At 71.1% G+C, this 19,282-nt stretch carries 12 protein-coding genes and 3 pseudogenes; 12 read left to right on the top strand and 3 right to left on the bottom strand.

Going from position 1 to position 19,282, the window contains the following annotated elements; genetic code table 11:
- The first annotated feature begins 1 nt into the window (after window position 1).
- Genes AVL59_RS22320 through AVL59_RS22305 form a run of 4 tightly spaced genes read left to right on the top strand, consistent with a single transcriptional unit; the run spans window position 2 to window position 6,944 of the window.
- A complete protein-coding gene (locus AVL59_RS22320) occupies window positions 2-4,552 on the top strand; it encodes a type I polyketide synthase (RefSeq protein ID WP_067307248.1) in 4,551 nt (1,516 codons plus the stop codon).
- Entirely contained in the window at window positions 4,549-4,872 is a 324-nt protein-coding gene (locus AVL59_RS22315; RefSeq protein WP_067307246.1) for an acyl carrier protein, read from the top strand. Before AVL59_RS22320 ends, AVL59_RS22315 begins: the two co-directional genes overlap by 4 nt.
- Before the next feature lie 9 nt (window positions 4,873-4,881).
- Window positions 4,882-5,739 carry an alpha/beta fold hydrolase gene (locus AVL59_RS22310; protein WP_237281903.1) on the top strand — a complete coding sequence of 286 codons (858 nt, stop codon included), beginning with the start codon at window positions 4,882-4,884 and terminating at the stop codon, window positions 5,737-5,739.
- Window positions 5,736-6,944 (top strand): glycosyltransferase, encoded by a 1,209-nt coding sequence (locus tag AVL59_RS22305; protein ID WP_067307241.1) that lies wholly within the window; start codon window positions 5,736-5,738, stop codon window positions 6,942-6,944. Before AVL59_RS22310 ends, AVL59_RS22305 begins: the two co-directional genes overlap by 4 nt.
- A gap of 33 nt (window positions 6,945-6,977) precedes the next feature.
- Here the strand turns inward: AVL59_RS22305 and AVL59_RS50705 are convergent.
- The 3 pseudogenes from AVL59_RS50705 to AVL59_RS56535 all read right to left on the bottom strand — a co-directional run.
- Window positions 6,978-7,779, bottom strand: a pseudogene (locus AVL59_RS50705) (IS5 family transposase).
- Between the two features lie 197 nt (window positions 7,780-7,976).
- Window positions 7,977-8,174 (bottom strand): annotated as a pseudogene (locus AVL59_RS51535) (IS701 family transposase); the annotation flags it as partial.
- Window positions 8,175-8,586: 412 nt separating this feature from the next.
- Window positions 8,587-8,687, bottom strand: a pseudogene (locus AVL59_RS56535) (IS481 family transposase); the annotation flags it as partial.
- A 916-nt stretch (window positions 8,688-9,603) separates the two neighbouring features.
- On the opposite strand from AVL59_RS56535, the gene lanL reads away from it, so the two are divergent.
- The 8 genes from lanL (at window position 9,604) to AVL59_RS22265 (ending at window position 19,191) form a co-directional block, all read left to right on the top strand.
- Window positions 9,604-12,345 (top strand): class IV lanthionine synthetase LanL, encoded by a 2,742-nt coding sequence (gene lanL, locus AVL59_RS22295; RefSeq protein ID WP_067307238.1) that lies wholly within the window; start codon window positions 9,604-9,606, stop codon window positions 12,343-12,345.
- Entirely contained in the window at window positions 12,345-14,210 is a 1,866-nt protein-coding gene (locus tag AVL59_RS22290) for a S9 family peptidase (protein WP_067307235.1), read from the top strand. Before lanL ends, AVL59_RS22290 begins: the two co-directional genes overlap by 1 nt.
- Before the next feature lie 42 nt (window positions 14,211-14,252).
- Window positions 14,253-14,390, top strand: a complete 138-nt coding sequence (locus AVL59_RS52380; protein WP_159400004.1) for an ALQxL family class IV lanthipeptide — start codon at window positions 14,253-14,255, stop codon at window positions 14,388-14,390.
- Between the two features lie 213 nt (window positions 14,391-14,603).
- Window positions 14,604-14,810 carry an ALQxL family class IV lanthipeptide gene (locus AVL59_RS22285; protein ID WP_067307232.1) on the top strand — a complete coding sequence of 69 codons (207 nt, stop codon included), beginning with the start codon at window positions 14,604-14,606 and terminating at the stop codon, window positions 14,808-14,810.
- A gap of 128 nt (window positions 14,811-14,938) precedes the next feature.
- Entirely contained in the window at window positions 14,939-15,145 is a 207-nt protein-coding gene (locus tag AVL59_RS22280) for an ALQxL family class IV lanthipeptide (protein WP_067307230.1), read from the top strand.
- Window positions 15,146-15,359: 214 nt separating this feature from the next.
- Window positions 15,360-15,557: an ALQxL family class IV lanthipeptide gene (locus AVL59_RS52375; RefSeq protein WP_067307227.1), complete on the top strand. Its 198-nt coding sequence runs from the start codon at window positions 15,360-15,362 to the stop codon at window positions 15,555-15,557.
- Window positions 15,558-15,670: 113 nt separating this feature from the next.
- The gene (locus tag AVL59_RS22270; RefSeq protein ID WP_079146883.1) at window positions 15,671-17,407 is read left to right on the top strand and encodes an ABC transporter ATP-binding protein; all 1,737 of its coding nucleotides are present in this window, start codon (window positions 15,671-15,673) and stop codon (window positions 17,405-17,407) included.
- The gene (locus AVL59_RS22265; protein WP_067307224.1) at window positions 17,404-19,191 is read left to right on the top strand and encodes an ATP-binding cassette domain-containing protein; all 1,788 of its coding nucleotides are present in this window, start codon (window positions 17,404-17,406) and stop codon (window positions 19,189-19,191) included. The genes AVL59_RS22270 and AVL59_RS22265 overlap by 4 nt, the downstream gene beginning before the upstream one ends.
- Window positions 19,192-19,282: the final 91 nt, after the last annotated feature.

The following is a 19,282-nucleotide window of genomic DNA, read 5'->3' as shown; positions in this document are numbered from 1 at the left end:
CATGTCCGGCGACGAGCAGGGGTTCGGGCTGAGCGGCGGGCGCGGAAAGCGCCCTCCGGTCGCCATCGTCGGCATGGCGGTACTGATGCCGAAAGCGGCGGACCTGCAGGCGTACTGGCGGAATCTGGTCGACGGGGTGGACGCGATCACCGACGTCCCGTCCGGACGGTGGGACGCCGGCTTCTACGACCCTAAGGCGGTGGACCGCTCGGACCGGGTGTACTGCCGCCGCGGCGGGTTCGTCGACGAGCTGGCCCAGGTCGAGGTGACGCGGTTCGGCATCATGCCCAACTCGGTGGCGGGTACGGAGCCGGAGCAGCTCATCGCGCTGCAGGTGGCCGCGGAGGCTATCGCGGACGCGGGCGGAGAACAGCGGCTGCCGGACCGGGACCGGATCGGCGTGATCCTCGGCCGCGGTGGCTATCTGTCCCCCGGGCTGTCCCGTGGCGCCCAGTGCGTACTGACTTCCAATCAGCTCGTGCGCACGCTCGGGGAGCTGCTGCCCGAGCTCGGTGCCGACCAGCTGGAACGGGTACGGCAGGCGTACACCCGGCAGTTGGGGCCGGACGAGCCGGAGCAGGCGATCGGCCTGGTGCCCAACCTCACCGCCTCTCGGATCGCCAACCGGCTCGATCTGCGCGGTCCCGCGTACACGGTGGACGCCGCCTGCGCGTCCTCGCTGGTCGCGGTCGACCAGGCGGTCGGTGAACTGGCCGGCGGCCGCTGCGACCTGGTGCTCGCCGGCGGCGTGCACCACTGCCACGACATCACGCTGTGGTCGGTGTTCGCCCGGCTCCGCGCGCTGTCTGCGAGCCAGCGGATCCGCCCCTTCGACCAGGCCGCGGACGGCTTGCTGATCGGTGAGGGCACCGGTGTGGTGGCGCTCAAGCGGCTCTGCGACGCGCTCCGTGACGGCGACCGGATCTACGCCGTCGTACGCGGCACCGGGGTGGCCAGCGACGGTCGCAGCGGCAGCCTGGTCAACCCGGACCCCTCGGGTCAGGTCACGGCGGTGCGCAAGGCATGGCGGGCGGCCGGTCTGGATCCCGCCGAGCCGGGCTCGATCGGGCTGCTGGAGGCGCACGGGACCGCGACTCCTTCGGGGGACGCCGCCGAGCTCGCCACCCTGGCCGAGGTGTTCGGTCCGCCCGGCGACGAGGACCGCCCGGTGATCGGGTCGGTGAAGTCGATGATCGGCCACACCATGCCGGCCGCGGGAGTGGCCGGCATGGTCAAGGCGGCGCTCGCGGTGTACCACGGGGTGCTGCCGCCCACGCTGCACTGCCAGAACCCGCACCCCGCGCTGGCGCACACCCGCTTCCGCCCGATCGACGCCGCGCGGGCCTGGGAAACCGGTGGTGGGCAGCGGATTCGGCGGGCCGGTGTGAACGCCTTCGGCTTCGGTGGCATCAACGCCCATGTGGTGCTCGAAGAAGCGCCCGACGCCGCGCCCCGTACCCCGATCCGGCCCACGGCGACGGTGCGGGAGCCGGAACGGGTGCTGCGGCTGGCCGCCGACGGTCCGCAAGCGCTCGCCGCCCTGCTGGACGCGGATGATCCGGCCGTGCTCGCGGCCGGGCTCGACCGCCCCGTCCCGGACGCGGGCCGGACCCGTCTCGGCGTCGTGGATCCGACCGGCAAGCGCCTGGCGCTGGCCAGGAGGGCGGTGGCCAAGGGCCGCCCCTGGCGGGGCCGCGGCGATGTGTGGTTCACGCCCGAGCCCCTGCTCGGCGGCGCCACAGGCGGCCGGCTGGCGTTCGTCTTCCCCGGCCTCGAAGCCGAGTTCGAGCCCCATGTCCGCGATGTCGCCCAGCACTTCGGGCTGTCCGCGCTGCTGCCCTCGCTCCGCGCCGGGGAGTTTGCCGATGTGGCGGACGTCGGCCGACACGCGGCCGAGGTGATCGGCGTGGGCCGGGTGCTGGACGCCGCCCTGCGCCGGATGCGGATCGTGCCGGACGCGGTCGCGGGCCACAGCGTGGGTGAGTGGACCGCGATGGCGACCGCCGGGCTGTACGCCGGCGGTGCGGTGGACGAGTTCGCTGAGTCCTTCGACCCGGACCAGGTCCGGGTGCCCGGTCTGGCCTTCGCCGTGCTGGGAGCCCCGGCCGACCAGGTCGCCGCCGCCATCGAGGACCGTCCCGAGGTCGTGCTGTCCCACGACAACGCGCCGAACCAGTCGATGGTGTGCGGTCCCCCCGGCCCGGTGGAGGAGCTCGTACGGTGGTTCCGGGCGCGGCGTGTCTTCGGCCAGGTGCTGCCGTTCCAGTCCGGCTTCCACACCCCGATGCTGGCCCCCTACCTCGACCAGATCCGGCACTACGCGGGCCTGTTCGAGCTGCATCCGCCGACCGTGCCCGTGTGGTCGGCGACCACCGCGTCGGTGTATCCGAGCACCGAGCAGCAGGTGCGCGAGCTGTTCTTGCGGCATCTGCTGGAGCCGGTGCGCTTCCGCCCGCTGATCGAGGCGATGTACGCCGACGGCTTCCGGGTGTTCGTCCAGGCCGGAACGGGGCAGGTCAACTCGCTGATCGACAACACGCTGCACGGCCGGCCGCATCTCGCGATCTCTGCCAACTCCCCGCACCGCGGCGGGCTGGCCCAGCTGCTACGGGTCGCCACGGCGCTGTGGGTGGACGGTGGTGAACCGGATGTCGAGCGGCTGGCGGCCAAGGGCGACGCCCCGGCGCGGCGCGCCCCGATGCAGCTGGACCTCAACGGGAGGCTGGTCTCCCTGGATCGGGACACCATCGCCGGCGTCCGCTCGGCCCTGGCCGTCCGGCGCCCGGTGAGCGGCGCCACGGGCAGCGAACTGACCGCGCTGGAAAGGCTGTCCGACCGTTTCCCCATGGCGGCCGAACTGCGCGCGCTGCTGCAGGACACCGCGGACACGGCCGCCGCGCTGACCGCCGCCGACGCGGCGCGACCGCACTCCGCCGCGCCGGCGGTGTCCGGTGGCCGGTCCACCGCGGCAGGCCCCCAGATGCCCGAGGGGCGTGAACTGCGCACCGTACTGCGGGTGTCCACGGACGCCATGCCGTATCTGCGAGACCACTGCTTCTTTGTGCAGCGGCCCGGCTGGCCCGACGAAGCGGACCGCTGGCCGGTGGTTCCGGCCACCACGCTGATCCACCACATGATGGAGTTGGCCGAGCGGGACCGGCCGGGTTCGCGGGCGGTGGCGGTGCACCAGGTGCAGCTGAACCGATGGGTGACCGCCGCACCCGCCGTCGACGTGCCCGTCACCGTGACACCGCGGGAAGACACGCGCGCCGGCGTGACCTTCGACCAGTTCGCAAGCGCCCAGGTCGAACTGGCCGCGCACCACTCGGACGATCCGCCCCGTCCCTGGCAGTGGGATTCAGGGTCCGAACGGCTGCCGGAGATCACGGCCGGGAATCTCTACAGCGACCGCTGGATGTTCCACGGTCCCCTCTTCCAGGGCGTCACCGAGCTCACCGCGATCGGTGAGGCACATGTGCGCGGGGTGCTCACCACCCCGCCCGCGCCCGGAGCGCTGCTGGACAATGTGGGGCAGCTGCTCGGCTACTGGATCATCACGACACTGAACGAGCGGACCATGGTGTTCCCCATACGGATGGGCCATATCCGCTTCTTCGGCCCGCACCCGGTGCCCGGCACCCAGGTGGACTGTCTTATCAGGATCACATCGGTCACCGACTCCGCTGTGGAAGCCGATATGCAGCTCCTCGTCGAGGGCCGGATGTGGGCGGAGATCACCGGCTGGCGGGATCACCGGTTCGACAACCACCCGGAGACCAGGGCGCAGGAGCGGTTCCCCGAGCGCAACACCCTCTCCCGCGTACAGCAGGGCGGCTGGTCGCTCGTCTTCGACCGCTGCCGGGACCTCGCCTCCCGCGACCTCGTCATGCGCAGGCATCTGAGCAGCGCCGAACTCGTCGACTACGAGAAGTGTCCGCCCCGGGGCCGCCGCCAGTGGCTGCTGGGCCGGATCGCGGTCAAGGACGCTGTTCGGCAGTGGCTGTGGGACCACGGCGAGGGGCCGGTCTTTCCCGCCGAGATACGGGTGAGCAACGACGAGGACGGGCGCCCGCGCGTGACCGGTCTGCACGGGCGCACCCTGCCCGAGCTGGACGTCACGCTGGCCCACCGCGCGGAGGCCGGGGTGGCGCTGGTGCGGCCGCACACCCGGCACGGGCGGTGCGGGGTCGGCATCGACGTGGAGGAGGTCGCCGAACGGACGGAACAGACCCGGAGCGTGGCGCTCGACCGGGCCGAGCGCGAGCTGCTCGCCGCGCTGTGCGCGGCGTCGGGCGAGCCGGAGGCCCTGTGGTTCACCAGGTTCTGGGCGGCGAAGGAGGCGGTGTCCAAGGCGGAGGGGACCGGCCTGCGGGGGCGGCCGAGAGATTTCGTGGTGGTCGCCGCGCAGCCGGACGACCTGATGGTGGACGTGGGCGGCCGCCGCCACCAGGTCCACTGCCGACGGATCGGCAACCCGGCCGATCTGCCCAGCAGGGACTACGTCGTCGCATGGACGACGGGATTGACCGACGGACAGGAGACGGAACAGTGAACAGCGGTCAGCCGGTGACACCGGTCCGCGGGGACGTGACGGTGGTGTTCGACGAGATCGTCGGGATGCTCCACGCGGTCCTCGACGAGTACGGGCTGGACGAGGCCGAGATCACCATGGACACCCGGTTCCACGATGAGCTGGACCTGGAGAGCATCGACCTGGTGACCCTCGGGGGTCATCTGGCGGCGCGGTACGGCGACAAGGTGAACTTCCCCGAATACCTCACCGGCTTGGGCCTCGAAGAGATCATCAACCTGACGATCGGCCGACTGGCCACCCATGTCGCCGGGTGCCTGCGGGAAGCCGGGGAGGACTGAGCCGTGGCAATGATCAGCGCCAACGGCGTCGAGTTGCACGTGGAGCGGATGCCGGCCCGCAACAGCCCCGGCACCGCGGCTCCGCCCACCGTGGTATTCGTTCACGGCATGCTCATCGACAGCCTCATCAGCTACTACTTCACCCTGGCAGCGGTGTTCGCCGCCGCGGGGCTCGACGTGATCATGTACGACCAGCGCGGGCACGGCCGCAGCGAGCGGCCGCCGAGCGGCTATCTGCTGGAGGATTCCCTCGGGGATCTCGACGCGCTGCTCGACGGCCTGGAGGTGACCGGGCCGGTGCACCTGGTCGGCTACTCCTACGGCGGCACCGTCGCGTTCGGCTATGCGGCGCTTCGGCCGGACCGCGTGGCCAGCGTATCGATGATCGAGTCGGAGCCGGCGACCGAGGCCTGGTCCCGCAAGATGGCGGTCAACCTCGAACGGGCGGCGGCGGGGTTCGCCGAAGCAGCAGGCGACGAGGCACTGGCCGAGGAACACGGCCCGTTCGTGACCCGGCGGGTGAAGTCGGCCTCGCGGCTGTTGCACACCACCACCCTGGCTCGGGACATCCCGGCCAGCCGGGTGCTGGACGAGGACGAGATACGGTCGGTGCGCTGCCCGGTTCTGGCCGTCTACGGCAGCGAATCGGAACTCGCGGCCCGGGAGCCGTGGCTGAAGTCGCTGCTCACCGACTGCCGGACGGTCGTGGTGCCGAATCAGGAGCACTGGATCCTGTTGGGCGCCACGCAGGTCGTGAGCGACCTGATCATGGCGTGGATCCTCAACCACGAAGGGGCGCACCGGCCCGACCGGAACCCGCCTGCCCGGCCCCGCGAGGCCCGGACGGCGGGGGTGGAGCACCGGTGAGCCGATTCCTGTTCGTGGTGCCGCCCCTGGTAGGACACGTCAACCCCACGGTCGGGGTCGCAAAGCAGCTGGTCCGGCGCGGTCACCAGGTGGCCTGGGCGGGACTGCCGGAGATCGTGGGGCCGCTCGTGGGCGAGCGGGCGGCGGTGTTCCGCTGCGCCTCGCCGCCGCTGGACGACCCTGCTCTGCTGCGGCCGCACTCGCTCCGCGGACCGGCGGCGCTGAAGTTTCTGTGGGAACGTTTCCTCGAGCCGCTGGCGGACGCCATGGCGCCCGGTGTCCGGGCCGCCGTCGAGGAGTTCCGGCCCGATGTGCTGGTCGCCGACCAACAAGCCGTCGCCGGCGGGCTGGTGGCCGACCGGCTCGGTGTCGCCTGGGCCACCTCGGCGACCACGTCGGCGGGGTTCACCGCACCGGCCGGAATGCCGAAGGTGGACACCTGGATCACCGAACTGATCCAGGGGCTGCAGCAGCGGATCGGCGATCCGGGCAGTACGGTGGACCCACGCCTGTCCGACCGGCTGGTGGTGACCTTCAGCACCGAGGCGCTGGCCGGCCCGGCCCGTTCCTTGGGCGAACAGGTGCGGTTCGTCGGCCCGTCGATCGCCTCCCGGCCGTACACGTGCGACTTTCCCTGGCAGTGGCTGGACCCCGCGCGGGCCACCGTGCTGATCACACTCGGCACCGCCAACTCCGAGGTCGCCGCGCACTTTCTGACCCAGTGCGCGCAGGCGGTGCGAGCCCGCACGGACGGGCTGCGGGCCGTGGTCGTCGACCCGTCGGGAACCCTGCGGGAGAGCGACGACCGGGTGCTGGTACGGCCGCGCGTCCCCCAACTGACGCTGCTGGAACGGTGCGACGCCGTCATCTGCCACGGCGGGCACAACACCGTCTGCGAGGCGCTGTGGCACGGGCTGCCACTGGTGGTCGCGCCCATCCGGGACGATCAGCCCGCCGTCGCCGCCCAGGTGGTCGACGCCGGTGCGGGCGTACGGGTCCGGTTCAACCGGGCGACCGCGGCCCACCTCGGGGCCGCCCTGGACGCCGTCCTCCGCGAGCCGGGCTACCGGACCGCCGCCGCACGCGTGGGCCAGTCCTTCCGCGACGCCGGCGGCGCAGCCGCCGCGGCAACCCACCTGGAAGACCTCGCCGCCCGCGCCAGCCCACCAGAGCAGGACCAGCCTTCGCCGCAGGAGCCGTCGTGAACGGGCCGCGGGCGGTGCGCCCGGCACCGTGTCCTATGTGGTGAGTTTGACGAGCCGTTTGTAGCATGCAGGGGGCTGCGGTGAGGCCGAGGAAGGCCAGGTAGTTGCGGGGGTGGCGTTCGTAGCGGTGGTTGAGGCGGCGGTAGCCGGTCAGCCAGGACATGGTGCGTTCGATGACCCATCGGCGTCGGCCGAGTCGTTCACTCGAGTCCATGCCCTTGCGGGCGATACGGACGCCGATACGCTTGCCCCAGAGACATCGCCGCAGGTGAGAGATGTCGTAGGCTTTGTCGGCATGAAGACGCACGGGCTAGGAATCGGCTGCATGGGGTTCGTGTCCCATGTGGAAATGGGACAGCATCGGCTTCAGGGCGAGGCTGTCGTGGGTGTTGGCCGCGGAGAGCCCGACGCGTAGGGGCAGTCCGTCCGCGTCGGACAGGACATGCGTCTTGGAACCGGGCTTACCCCGGTCCACGGGGCTCGGACCTGCAAGTTCGCCCCCCCCTTTTTTCGCGCGGACGTGAGCCGAGTCGAGGACCGCGCGGGACAAGTCCACCAGACCCTTTTCGTCCAGGAGTTGGAGAACCTTCTGCTGCAGCCGGCCCCATACCCCGGCTCTGGACCAGATCAGGAACCGACGATGGACGGTCGACTTCGACGCACCGAAGCACGGCGGCAGCGCCCGCCAGGCACAGCCGCTGACCAACACGTAGATGATCGCGGCGAACACCGCCTCATCATCGATGTTCGCGACCCCGCCGCCCTGCGGCAGCAACGGCCCCGCCAACTCCCACAGTCCGTCCGGAACGATCCAACCCCACCGCCCACTCCCCACTCAACTACCAGCAACGCCATGTAGGACACGGTCTGACACTGCAACGGTGTTTGTGCTGATTGCCGGCCAGTTTCAGGGGCTGTGTCCGCGTCGTTTGTAGTGGCTGATGCGGGCTTGGTGTTGGCATCTGCGGCACCAGTGTGACCAGTTGAGGATGTGGTCGACCGGTGCGGGCCGGCGGTGGGTGAGTCGGGTGATCAGGCGTCTGATCTCAGCGAGGCTGAGGTGGATGAGCTGGGAGGATCCGTTTCTGCTTTGTCGGTGTCGAGTTCGCGGGCGCGCAGGACGGTCAGGCAGGCGTGGGCGGCCGTGGCCAGGGTCATGTGGCGGTGCCGGCCCGGGTAACGGCGGACCTTGTAGTCGTCCAGACCGCATTCCTGCTTCGCGGTCTGGAAGCCCAGTCACGACAAAGACCGTTGCAGTACCAGGGCGCATATCGGGTCGCGATCAATGAGCATCGCAGCTTGCGGGGCGGGTGCCCGTCTGGGGTACGAGGCCCGGCGATCTGCGGCTGCGCCGTGTGGGCGCGAGTGACCGGAAGCGATGCCGCAGGCAGTCAGCGGCGGGGCCCTGGGATCACTGCGTGCCCGCCGGGATGGCGCGTCAGACCATGGCGAACCGGTCCACCAGAAGCTCCGCCTTCGGCTCGGTGTCCTCCGGCGCACGTGTCACGCAAGACGATCTACCGGATCGAAGATCAGCACGGGGAAAGAACCCGCTCATTGCTCACGACCCGATACACGCCCACTGTATTGACCTGCAGCGTTGTTCACGCGGCTGATCGGTGGCTGACCGCGACGGGAGATGCCCCTCCTCTGCGGCGACGTGGGCGACGGGACGGCCGGCGCGGACACGTTCGACGAGCAGCCGCCGCCGTGGACGGGAGGCCGGAAATTACGGTGGGACACGAAGGCCTCCGTGCGGTGAAGATTCGACACCTCCACCACACACGGAGGCCTTCGCCACGATCAAGACCGGCCACCGTTAACAACGCTCGTGATCAATACACCCAGCCGGCTGCACCGGCCCGCGCCCGCTGACACAGGTCATGCTCACCCGCCCCCGGAAGCGGGTCCCTGGCGTTTGACGTGGACGGCGTACGCCATGTCGTCGCCCAGATTCAGAACGGCGAGCCGCCTGGCCGGCGTGGGACGAGTCGGTGGCGCTATACAGGCTCGGTGCGGCGATGCCACTGGAGCGGCTGGCGCTCGCCCAGCCCCGGTAGGGCTCGGAGGCCAGGAGCCGACGGCTCCTGGCTGCCAGGCTGTACCGCCGTCCGTTGTGCGGACTCATGGAGAGACACCTGCTGGGGCCTGCTCCGGGCTGCCCCCAGCTACCAGCAACCCGGGGCGGTCTGGGAGCTGCCCCGCGCCAACGCCGCGCTGCGCACCGCAGCCCGCCTCTTCGCCTGCGTTCACCAGCGCGACTGGGCTGCGGTCCCTTGAAGACAGCGAGGCACCGCGGGGCTCTCTGACGCCCGTCCCCCCTGCCGTAGCGGACGCCGGAGTGGTTCGGTTCCGCTCCTAGGGCTGCCCGGCGAGCCGACGGATAGCCGACCGGCAGCGCGCGTGCCGGCCCGCTCAAGCACCGCTACGCGAGCCGGGGCGCCCCTGAGGTTCAGTCGAGAACATAAATAGTCCCGATATATCGGCATGTATATGCGTACAAGGTGACCGCTGCGTCCGGTTCGTCTGTTTCTCCGTGAGGTGGCGGATGTCTCGGCCACCGGCCGACAGCCACTGTTGGTGCCAGGTCGAGCCCGCAGCATGTGGCTGACCGGGCAGAGCACACCTATCCCGATCGTGTTGGCGTTGAGGAGCCACTGTGACCTTCCGCGAGAACGACTCCTTCCCTCTGCAGGGGCTTGTCCGGCTCCTCCTGCAGCGGGAAGAGCGCGGTGACTGGACCGTGACGCCCGGTGGTTTCTGGTGCCATGTCCAGCCGGCCGACTACCCCTGGCCGGTGCAGGGCTGGAAGCTGCACATCTCGGCCACCCCTCTGTCGGCCCCGGTGGTACTGGAGCGGGCCGCGACGGTGCTGCTGCGCCACGGCTGCGCTTTCAAGTTCACCGCTACGCAGGAGGAACTGATCAGTCTCGTCTCGTCGAACTGCGCCCGCGGCAGCAGCGGGAAGTTCATCACCGCCTACCCCCGAGATGACGAGCACTTCCGGCTGCTGGCCGGGAAACTGGACCGGGGAACGCAGGGGCTGCCCGGCCCCGCCGTGCTCTCCGACCGCCCCTACCGGCCCGGCAGCCTGGTCCACTACCGCTACGGCGCCTTCCGCGGCATCACGGCGCTGTCCAACGACGGCGGCTACGAGTCGCTGCTGAAAGGCCCGGACGGCACCCTGGTCAAGGACGAGCGCAACGCCTGGTTCTCGCCGCCCGCGTGGGCGCCCTCGCCACTGCCCGGCCACAGGCCCCCGACCGCCGCGACACAGCAGCCCTCGGCCGTGCTGCTGGCCGAGAGGTTCATGGCGCACAAGGCGATCAAGCACTCGGCCAAGGGCGGGGTCTTCCGCGCGGTCGACCAGCACACCGGCAAGGACGTGGTCGTCAAGCAGGCCCGCCCGCACGTGGGTGAGCGCATGGACGGTACCGATGTGCGCGATGTGCTCCGGCACGAGGCAACGATGCTCGATGAGCTGGCGCCGCTGGGGTTCACCCCGCGCGCCGTCGCCCTGTTCGAACAGCAGGACAGCCTCTTTCTGGCCCAGGAGGCCATTGCCGGGCTTCCGCTGCGGGGCTGGATCGCCGAGCGCACCGCATTCGGCAGCAACAAGGCTGTGTCCTTCGCCCGGATCACACGCATGGCGTTGCAGCTGGCCGAGATCGTCGCGGCCGTGCACGGGCGTGGGCTGCTGCTGCGCGATCTCACCCCCAACAACCTCATGGTCACCCCGGACGGCGACCTGCGGATGATCGACCTGGAATACGCCACACGCCCGGGCACCGCCGTCAACCGTGTTCTGACCACGGCCTACGCCTCGCCCGAACAGGTCGGTGCGCCCATGCTCGGGCCTGCCCCCGAGCTGTCCTCCGACCTGTACGCGCTCGGCGCGACCCTGTTCTTCCTCGTCTCGGGCTCCGACCCGGTCCTGCCCGAGGACCAGCCCGCCTGCCGCCCGGTCCGCCAGCGCATCCAGACGCTGCTGGACGCCATGAGCGTCCACAGCCCGGCGGTGCGCTCCTTCACGCCGCTGATCGTGGCGCTGATGGACGACGATCCTTCCCGCCGCTGGGACCTTCAGACCGTCCAAAGCCACCTGCGGACCCTGGCCGACAACTCCAGCTCTGCCCCCGTCTCCGGTACCGAGGGCACGGGCTGCGGCGCACCGGCCCCGCTGTCCGCGGCCGGCCAGGACCGGCTGGTGGCCGACGGGATCGGCCACCTGCTGGCCACCATGGACCCCAGCGGCGACAGGCTGTGGCCGTCCTCGGGCGGATTCGGCGCCATCACCGATCCGTGCAGTGTCCAGCACGGTGCCGCCGGCGTGCTCCAGGTACTGACCCGAGCCGCCTGTCAGCTGCCGGACGCCCGCCTGGCCGACGCCGTGGCGCAGGTGGCCGGATGGATCGTGCGGCGGCTGCCAGCTGAGCCCCGCACACTGCCCGGCCTGTACTTCGGCCGCGCCGGCACAGCCTGGGCGCTCCACGACGCGGCACTGCTGCTGGACGACAAACGGCTGGCCGAACGCGCCGTGGACCTGGCCCGCCGCCTGCCCACTGCCTGGCCCAACCCTGATGTCTGCCACGGCACGGCCGGCGCCGGCATGGCCCACCTGCAGCTGTGGCAGGACACCGGTGACAGCGACCTCGGCGACAGAATGCGCGCCTGCGCCGACGCCCTGGCCGCCGCTGCCGTACACACGCCCGAGGGGGTGTGCTGGCCCGTCCCGGCCGACTTCGACTCGGTCTTCGCCGGCACCACCTCCTACGGCTTCGCCCACGGCACCGCCGGCATCGGCGCCTTCCTCCTGGCTGCCGGGGCGGCCACCGGAAACCAGGAGTACCTCGCCCTGGCTCGCGCCGCCGCCGACGCTCTGGCCGCCGCCGCGCTCCTCGACGGCGATCAGGTGTCCTGGCCGGCCGGCCCGGGCGAGACGCACCCGTCCTCGCTGCCGCTGTCCTGGTGCAATGGTGCAGCCGGTATCGGTGCGTTCCTGGTCCGCATGTGGCAGTACACCGGCGAGGTGCGCTACCGCGACCTGGCGATACGCGCCGGCCGCACCGTGCTGGCGGGCTCCTGGCAGCAGTCCTCCGTCCTGTGCCACGGCCTGGCCGGCAGCGGCGAGTTCCTGCTCGACCTGGCCGACCACCTGCACGCCCCCCGTTACCGGCAGGCCGCGGCCGACCTGGCCGTACGCATCACGGCACGGCACGCCCTGCACGAGGGCCGCATGGTCGTGGCGGACGAGTCGATGCACGCGGTGAGCGCGGACTACAACACCGGACTGTCCGGGGTGATCGGCTTCGTGCTGCGGCTGCGGCACGGCGGAGCGCGCATGTGGATGCCCGCCATGCCCGCCCCCGCTGCCTCCCTTGCTTCCCAGGAGGCGGCGTGATGAGCCTTGACACCACCAGCACACCGCTGTCGCGGGTCAGCTTCCGCTTCGACGATCACGGCCGCCACGCCGCCGGCCTTGCCACCGGCCCTGACGACGCCCTGCACGTGGAGACCTGGTCCTTCGACAAGCAGGGTGCCGGCCAGGCCCGACTGCTGCCCACTGCCGGCACGGAAACCCACGCCACCCAGCCGGTCCCCGCCGGTGACGGCAGCGTCGTGGTGCTGCGCGGCGCCGGCCTGCCCCGCGAGCTGGTGCTGATCGACCCTGTCGGCCAAGGCGCCGACGAGTACCTCATCGCCCGCCTGGGCCACCCCAGCGCTCGCCTGCTGCCCAGCCCCGACCCCGGCACCCTCGCCCTGGTCATCACCACGGACGCCGCCGCCCACACCACGATCTGGCGCCTGACCGCGCCCGGCCGGCGCCTGGAGGCGGCCCTGCACTGGCCCGGGCCGCTCGGCGGCGGCCTGTGGCTGGAGGACACCGGACGCCACCTGGCCGTCATCACTTCCCCCCAGGACGGGCCCAGGGCGGCCGTGGCCGACCTCCGGCACGCCACCGTCACCCCCCTGTGGCCCGGCGGGGAACTGCCGCTGCTGATCAGCCGTCGCTCCCGCCTGGCCCTGGTGGCCGCCCGCACCTCCGACGGCCACCGCCTGGGCATAGCCGACACCGGCGGAACGAGGCCCACCCGCTACCCCACCGCCCTGAACACCCTCACCGACAGCGTCACCCCGCTGGCCGCGGACCCCTCGGGAGAGCGCTTCGCGCTGGCCCTCACCCGCGGCGCCCGTTCACACCTGGCGGTGTACGACACGGCCGACGACAGCATCACCACGCCTGTGCTGCCCGACGGTGTGATCACCTCCTTGGGTTCCTGGACGCCCACCGGACTGCGCTTCGTGTTCACCGGCCCCCGGCTACCAGCCACCGTGGCCACCGTCACCGAGGACGGCACCTGCCACCTGCCCGCCCCCTCCCCCACCCCGCCTCGGGCCTCTGCCCGGGCGTCACACCGGGACGCCTGGGCAGAGGCCCGCCTGGAAACCCTCGACGGCCCGGCAGGCCCCATCGAGGCCGTCATCTACGGCGGACCCGCCTGGCGCCACAGCTCCCGCCTGGTCCTGGCCCTGCACGGCGGACCCGCCTCGGCCTGGAAGCTCGGCTTCTCCCCCTTGTTCCAGCGCCTGGCCCAGGCCGGGATCGCCGTCCTGGCCCCCAACCAGCGCGGTAGCACCGGCTACGGCCGCGCCCACGACGAGGCGCTCCACCACGCCTGGGGCGTACCGGACCTGGCCGACATCCGCCACCTGGCCACCGCCCTGAACGAGGAGCGCCGCGCCGCCGGCCTGGAACCACCCGCGCTCTACGGCACCAGCTACGGCGCCTTCCTCGCCCTGCTGGCCGCCGGCTGCAGGCCCGGCCTGTTCTCCCGCTGCGCCGTGACCGCACCGTTCGTCTCCGCACCCCGCCTGCACGAACACGCTTCCCCACCGGTGCGGGCGATGCTGAACCGCCTGGGCGCCCTGACCCAGGCCCGCGACGCCCTCGGGCCCCGGGACCTGGTGCGTTTCATCGGCCGTATCCGCACCCCGCTGCTGATCGCGCACGGCACGCACGACGAGGTCATCCCCGTGACCCACGCCAGAACCCTGCGCGCACACCTACGCAGCACAGGCCGGCGCGAGGGCGAGGACTTCTTCTACCTCGAAGTCCCCGGCGGACGCCATGACCTGCTCGGCCAGGCCGACGGTGGCCACCTGGCCACGGCCCTGGTGCGCTTCCTTGCGGGCGCGCGCACCACGAACTCCGCGGCAACACCGACCGCGGTATCCCCGGCGGGGATATGCCGGGACGTCACCTGACGCCCCGACAGGGAAAGAGAAACAAAGCAAAAAGGAACACTCATGGATATCGATGTAAATGCCCTGCAGATGCTGACGAATGAGGAGCAGGACGGGCTGACCGACTGCACGTTTACCTGCGTGCGCACCAACAACAACTCCATCACGATCGAAACCCCCTATGGCAGCTATACGTTCTGATGCCCCATCACCCCTCCTATGAGTGCCGGGCTCACGAACAGCCTGCCCTGGTATACCGATCCTCACGCCGGTCACCGGCCTGCCCCAGGCCGCGTGCGCTTTCTCGGGCGCCTTTCGAATTCCGCGGCGGCATCCGCCGCGGCCGCCCGCACCATCAGGCACAACCCCGTACCGGGCATCACCAAATTCTCTGAACATGAAGGAACACAACCCATGACCCTCGACATCAACGCCCTGCAGACCCTCGAAGGCGAAGACCCCGCCGGTCTGACCAACTGCTGGCTCACCTGCGGCCAGACCGACAACAACAACGTCAACGTCTGCGCGTTGGGTACACAGGCCAACCCCCAGGTCAATCCCATGGTCAACGTCACCAGCACCAACGGCGGCGTCACCGTCAAGTCGCCGCTCAGCAGCTGAGCCTGGCACACCTTCTGCACCAGGCACACCCCCACAAACTCCGCAGCGACACCCGCCGCGGACGCCCTGACAGGCGCAATCACCAACACGGCATCACCCGATGCCCACAACACGAAGGAAAACAACCCATGACCCTCGACATCAACGCCCTGCAGACCCTCGAAGGCGAAGACCCCGCCGGTCTGACCAACTGCTGGCTCACCTGCGGCCAGACCGACAACAACAGCGTCAACGCCTGCGTGGCGGGTACGCAGGCCAACCCCCAGCTCAACCCCGTGATCAACGTCACCAGCACCAACGGCGGCGTCACCGTCAAGTCGCCGCTCAGCAGCTGAGCACATCCTCAACCCACCGCATGCCGGGCACCGACGGCTCACACACCCACGTGCCCGGCAGACGGAACCCACCAACCACAACCCTGGCACGCCCTCTGCGTCAGCCACGCCCCTCAGACTCCGCAGCGACACCCGCCGCGGTCCCACCCACTCTGACGGGCGCAATCACCAACACGGCATCACCCGATGCCCACAACACGAAGGAAAACAACCCATGACCCTCGACATCAACGCCCTGCAGACCCTCGAAGGCGAAGACCCCGCCGGTCTGTCCGACTGCTGGTTCACCTGCGCAAGCACCGACGGCAAGTTCGTCAAGGTCTTCGACACGACGGCCAAACCCCCGTTCAAGGTCACCGTCGACATAACCGGCGGCAACGGCAGCATCAACGCCACCGTCAAGGCCGGCTGAGCGCATCCGTAACCGACCGGGTGCCGGGCACCCACGGCGCCCTGCACGCCCACGTGCCCGGCACCCGGTCACCGACGAACCAGAAAGACATCCACCATGGAAGGCAAGAACAGATGGTGCACAGGCGGGGACGCCACCGGCTTGAGGGCCCCGGCCACATCCTGGTGCGTGCGGCATGGCAGCGGCCCGGATATCTGGTGGCCTTCGCCCTGGCCAGTGTGCTCTCCGCGGTCACGGGGCTGCTCCTGCCCCAGCTCCTGGCCCAGACCATCGACACGGTCCTGCACCGGGGCGGCACACCGGACGCGCTGGTTCGACTCGGCCTGGTGGTGATCACCGGTGTGGCCGCGCAGGCGGTCGCCGGCCTGGCCGGAGCCGCGTGCGTCGTCGGGGCGACCGTGTGGCTGCGCCGTCGTCTGCTGCAGCACATCTTCGCTCTCGGCCCAGTCCGGAGCGCCCGTTTCGCACCCGGCGATCTGATCAACCGCCTGCTCGGCGACGCCGCCCAGACAGCGCAGGCCCTGCCGGTCATGGCCGGCATCGGCCTCAGCGTGGGCACCTCCCTCGGCGGTGCGGTCGCCCTGTGGCTGATCGACCCGCTGCTGGGCCTGACCCTGCTGGCGGGTCTGCCCCCCATCGTGCTGCTGATGCGCCGTTTCATGGCCGGATCCACCGACCTGCACACGCGCTACGAGCGGACGTTCACCTCCATCGTGGTCCGCCTGTCCGATGCCCTGACCGGCGTGCGCACCATCCGCGCGGCCGGTACCGCCGGCAGGGAGGTCGACCGCGTGCTCGCCCCGCTGCCCGAACTGGGCCGCACCGCTCAGGGCATGTGGCAGCTGCAGCGCCGGGCGGTGTGGAAGAGCATGCTGTTGATGCCCCTGATGGAGGTGGCCGTTCTGGCCGTCGCCGGCTGGGCGGTGGCCGCGGGCCGGATCCCGCCCGGCCAGCTCCTGGCGGCGGGCGCCTACGTCGGCATCGCCTTGGGCGCGATCGGCCAGGTCGACGCCCTGATGGGCCTGTCCGCCGCACGGGCGAGCGCCGGGCGCGTCCTTGAGGTGCTCTCCCAGCCCGCCCCGGACACCACCGGTGCCCCGCACCCCGCACCCGGCGGCCCTGGTCACATCGTCTTCGAGGCGGTCACCGTCCGCACCGGCGGACAGGCCGTCCTGGACGGTATCGATCTGACGGTGCCTGCCGGCACGGCCCTGGCGCTGGTGGGCCGTTCCGGCGCGGGCAAGTCCACCCTGGCCGCGCTGGCCGGCCGCCTCAGAGACGCCGATCAGGGAACGGTGCTGCTCGACGGTACCGACATCACCCGTCTCGATGCGGCTGCGCTGCGCGACCGTGTCGCCTACGCCTTCGAACGACCCGCCCTCTTCGGCGACACCGTGGCCGACGCGATCGCTTACGCCCGCCCCAGCGCCACCCGCGCCGACATCGAGCGGGCGGCCGCAGCGGCGCGGGCCGACACCTTCATCCAGCGCCTGCCCGATGGTTACGACACCCCGCTGGCCAAGACCCCGCTGTCCGGAGGCGAGGCCCAGCGTCTCGGCCTGGCCCGCGCCGTCGCCCAGGACGCCCGCGTCCTCGTCCTGGACGACGCCACCTCCAGTCTCGACACGGTCACCGAGGCCGAGGTGAGCCGTGCGCTCACCGAACTGTTCAAGGACCGCACCCGCATCATCATCGCCCACCGCGCTTCCACCGCCGCGCACGCCGACCTCGTCGCCTGGCTGGATGAGGGCCGCCTGCGCGCCGTGGCCCCGCATGCGCAGCTGTGGCGTGACCCCGACTACCGCGCCGTCTTCGGCACCCAGCCGGCGGCGCCGGAGGAGACATCATGAGCCACCACGGCTGGCACGTGCTCGGGCACGAGCTGCGGCGCCGGCGGCGCCCCCTGTTGAAGGTCGCCGCCTGGTCACTGGCCGAAGCGCTGCCCTCCACCGCTTCCGGTGCGCTGATCGCCCGCGCTCTGGACCAGGGGTTCCTGGCTCACCGGCCGCTGACCGGCTGTGGGTACCTGGCCGCCTTCGCCGTGGCCATGCTGATCGGCGCCCTGGGCACTCGGCAGATGTTCCCCCATCTGGCTGCCACCGTCGAGCCGCTGCGGGACCAACTGGTGCACCGTCTGGTCCACGCCACACTGGTCCGGTCGGTCGCCGGCCTCGACGGCGGCGCCGACACCAGCGTCTCCCGCCTGACCGGCCTGGCCGAACACACCCGCCAGCTGGCCACCACGCTACTGCGTACCGTACGGCCCGCGGTGTTCAAGATCATCGCGGCACTGGCCGGCGTAGCCACCCTGGCGCCCGCCATCGCCCTGATCGCCATGCCGCCACTGCTGCTGGCCCTGGGCGCCTCCGTGCTCATCATGCGCGCCATCGCCCGCCATCAGCGCACCCTGCTGCTCACCCAGGAAACCATCGCCGAAGAGGCCACCACCGTGGTCGGCGCCCTCCGGGACGTCATCGCCTGCGCCGCCGAGCCCCGCGCCCGGGCCCGGATCGACCAGGCCATCGACACCCAGGTCCGCCACACCCGCCGCATGGCCCGCCTCACCGCGCTGCGCACCGTGACCATGTCCCTGGGCTTCCAGCTCCCCCTGCTGGCCCTGCTGGCCGCCACCGGCTGGCTGACCCGCCACCACGCCCTGACACCCGGCCAGATCATGGGCGGCCTCACCTACATCAGCGCCGCCCTCGTACCCGCCGTCAGCTCACTGGTAAGCACCGTCGGCTCCACCGGCCTGGAACTGAACGTGGTCCTCAAACGCCTCAGCGAAGCAACCACCCTCCCCGACAGGGCCGACCTGCCTGAGATGTCCCCGCAGGACACCAGCCCCGGCTCCGCCCCGGCCGCCGCCCCGCGCGTCCTGCCCTCCCCCAACCTGAAGCTGCACGCCCTGACCTTCGCCTACGGGCCCCATGCCAAGCCCGTGGTCAACAACCTGCACCTGCACGTCCCCCACGGCGACCACCTGGCCATCGTCGGCCCCAGCGGCATCGGCAAGTCCACCCTCGCCCAACTCCTGACCGGCACCGTGACCGCGGACAGCGGTGAAATCCTCCTGGCCGGACGCTCTTTGGCCGACATCCCCCCTTGCCTCGCCCGCAGCACCATCGCCCTCATACCGCAGGAGGCCTACGTCTTCGCCGGCACCCTGCGTGAGAACCTCACCTACCTCGCCCCCGACGCCACCGACGCCGACCTGGACGCCTCCGCCGACGCGGTCGGCCTTCGCACCCTGGCAGAACGCCTCGGCGGCTACGACACCCTCCTCGGGCCGGAAGGCCCCCAGCTCTCCAGCGGCGAACGGCAGTTGATCGCCCTGACCAGGGTCCACCTGTCACCAGCCCCCGTCGTGATTCTCGACGAGGCCACCTGCTACCTCGACCCCGCCGCCGAAGCCCGGGCCGAACAGGCCTTCGCCACCCGCCAAGGCACCCTCATCGTCATCGCCCACCGCATCACCTCAGCACAACGCGCCCGCCGTATCCTGCTGTTCAGCGAAAACGGCACCACCCTGGGAACCCACACCCAGCTACTGGCCACCTCCCCCCTCTACACAGACCTCGTCGGACACTGGGACACCCCCCACACGCCCCGTCCGGAACCCGCCACCGCATGAAGCGGCCCCAAGTCCCGACCACCAACCCCGCCACAACGCCATGGAACGCCCGGCAAGCCCCTGCCACCACGCGTGGCACAGGCCGGAACCG

It is taken from the genome of Streptomyces griseochromogenes (assembly GCF_001542625.1).
GTDB classification, from domain to species: domain Bacteria; phylum Actinomycetota; class Actinomycetes; order Streptomycetales; family Streptomycetaceae; genus Streptomyces; species Streptomyces griseochromogenes.
The sequence above is the reverse complement of the archived record's forward strand: the minus strand, read 5'-3'. Positions and strand labels throughout refer to the sequence as shown.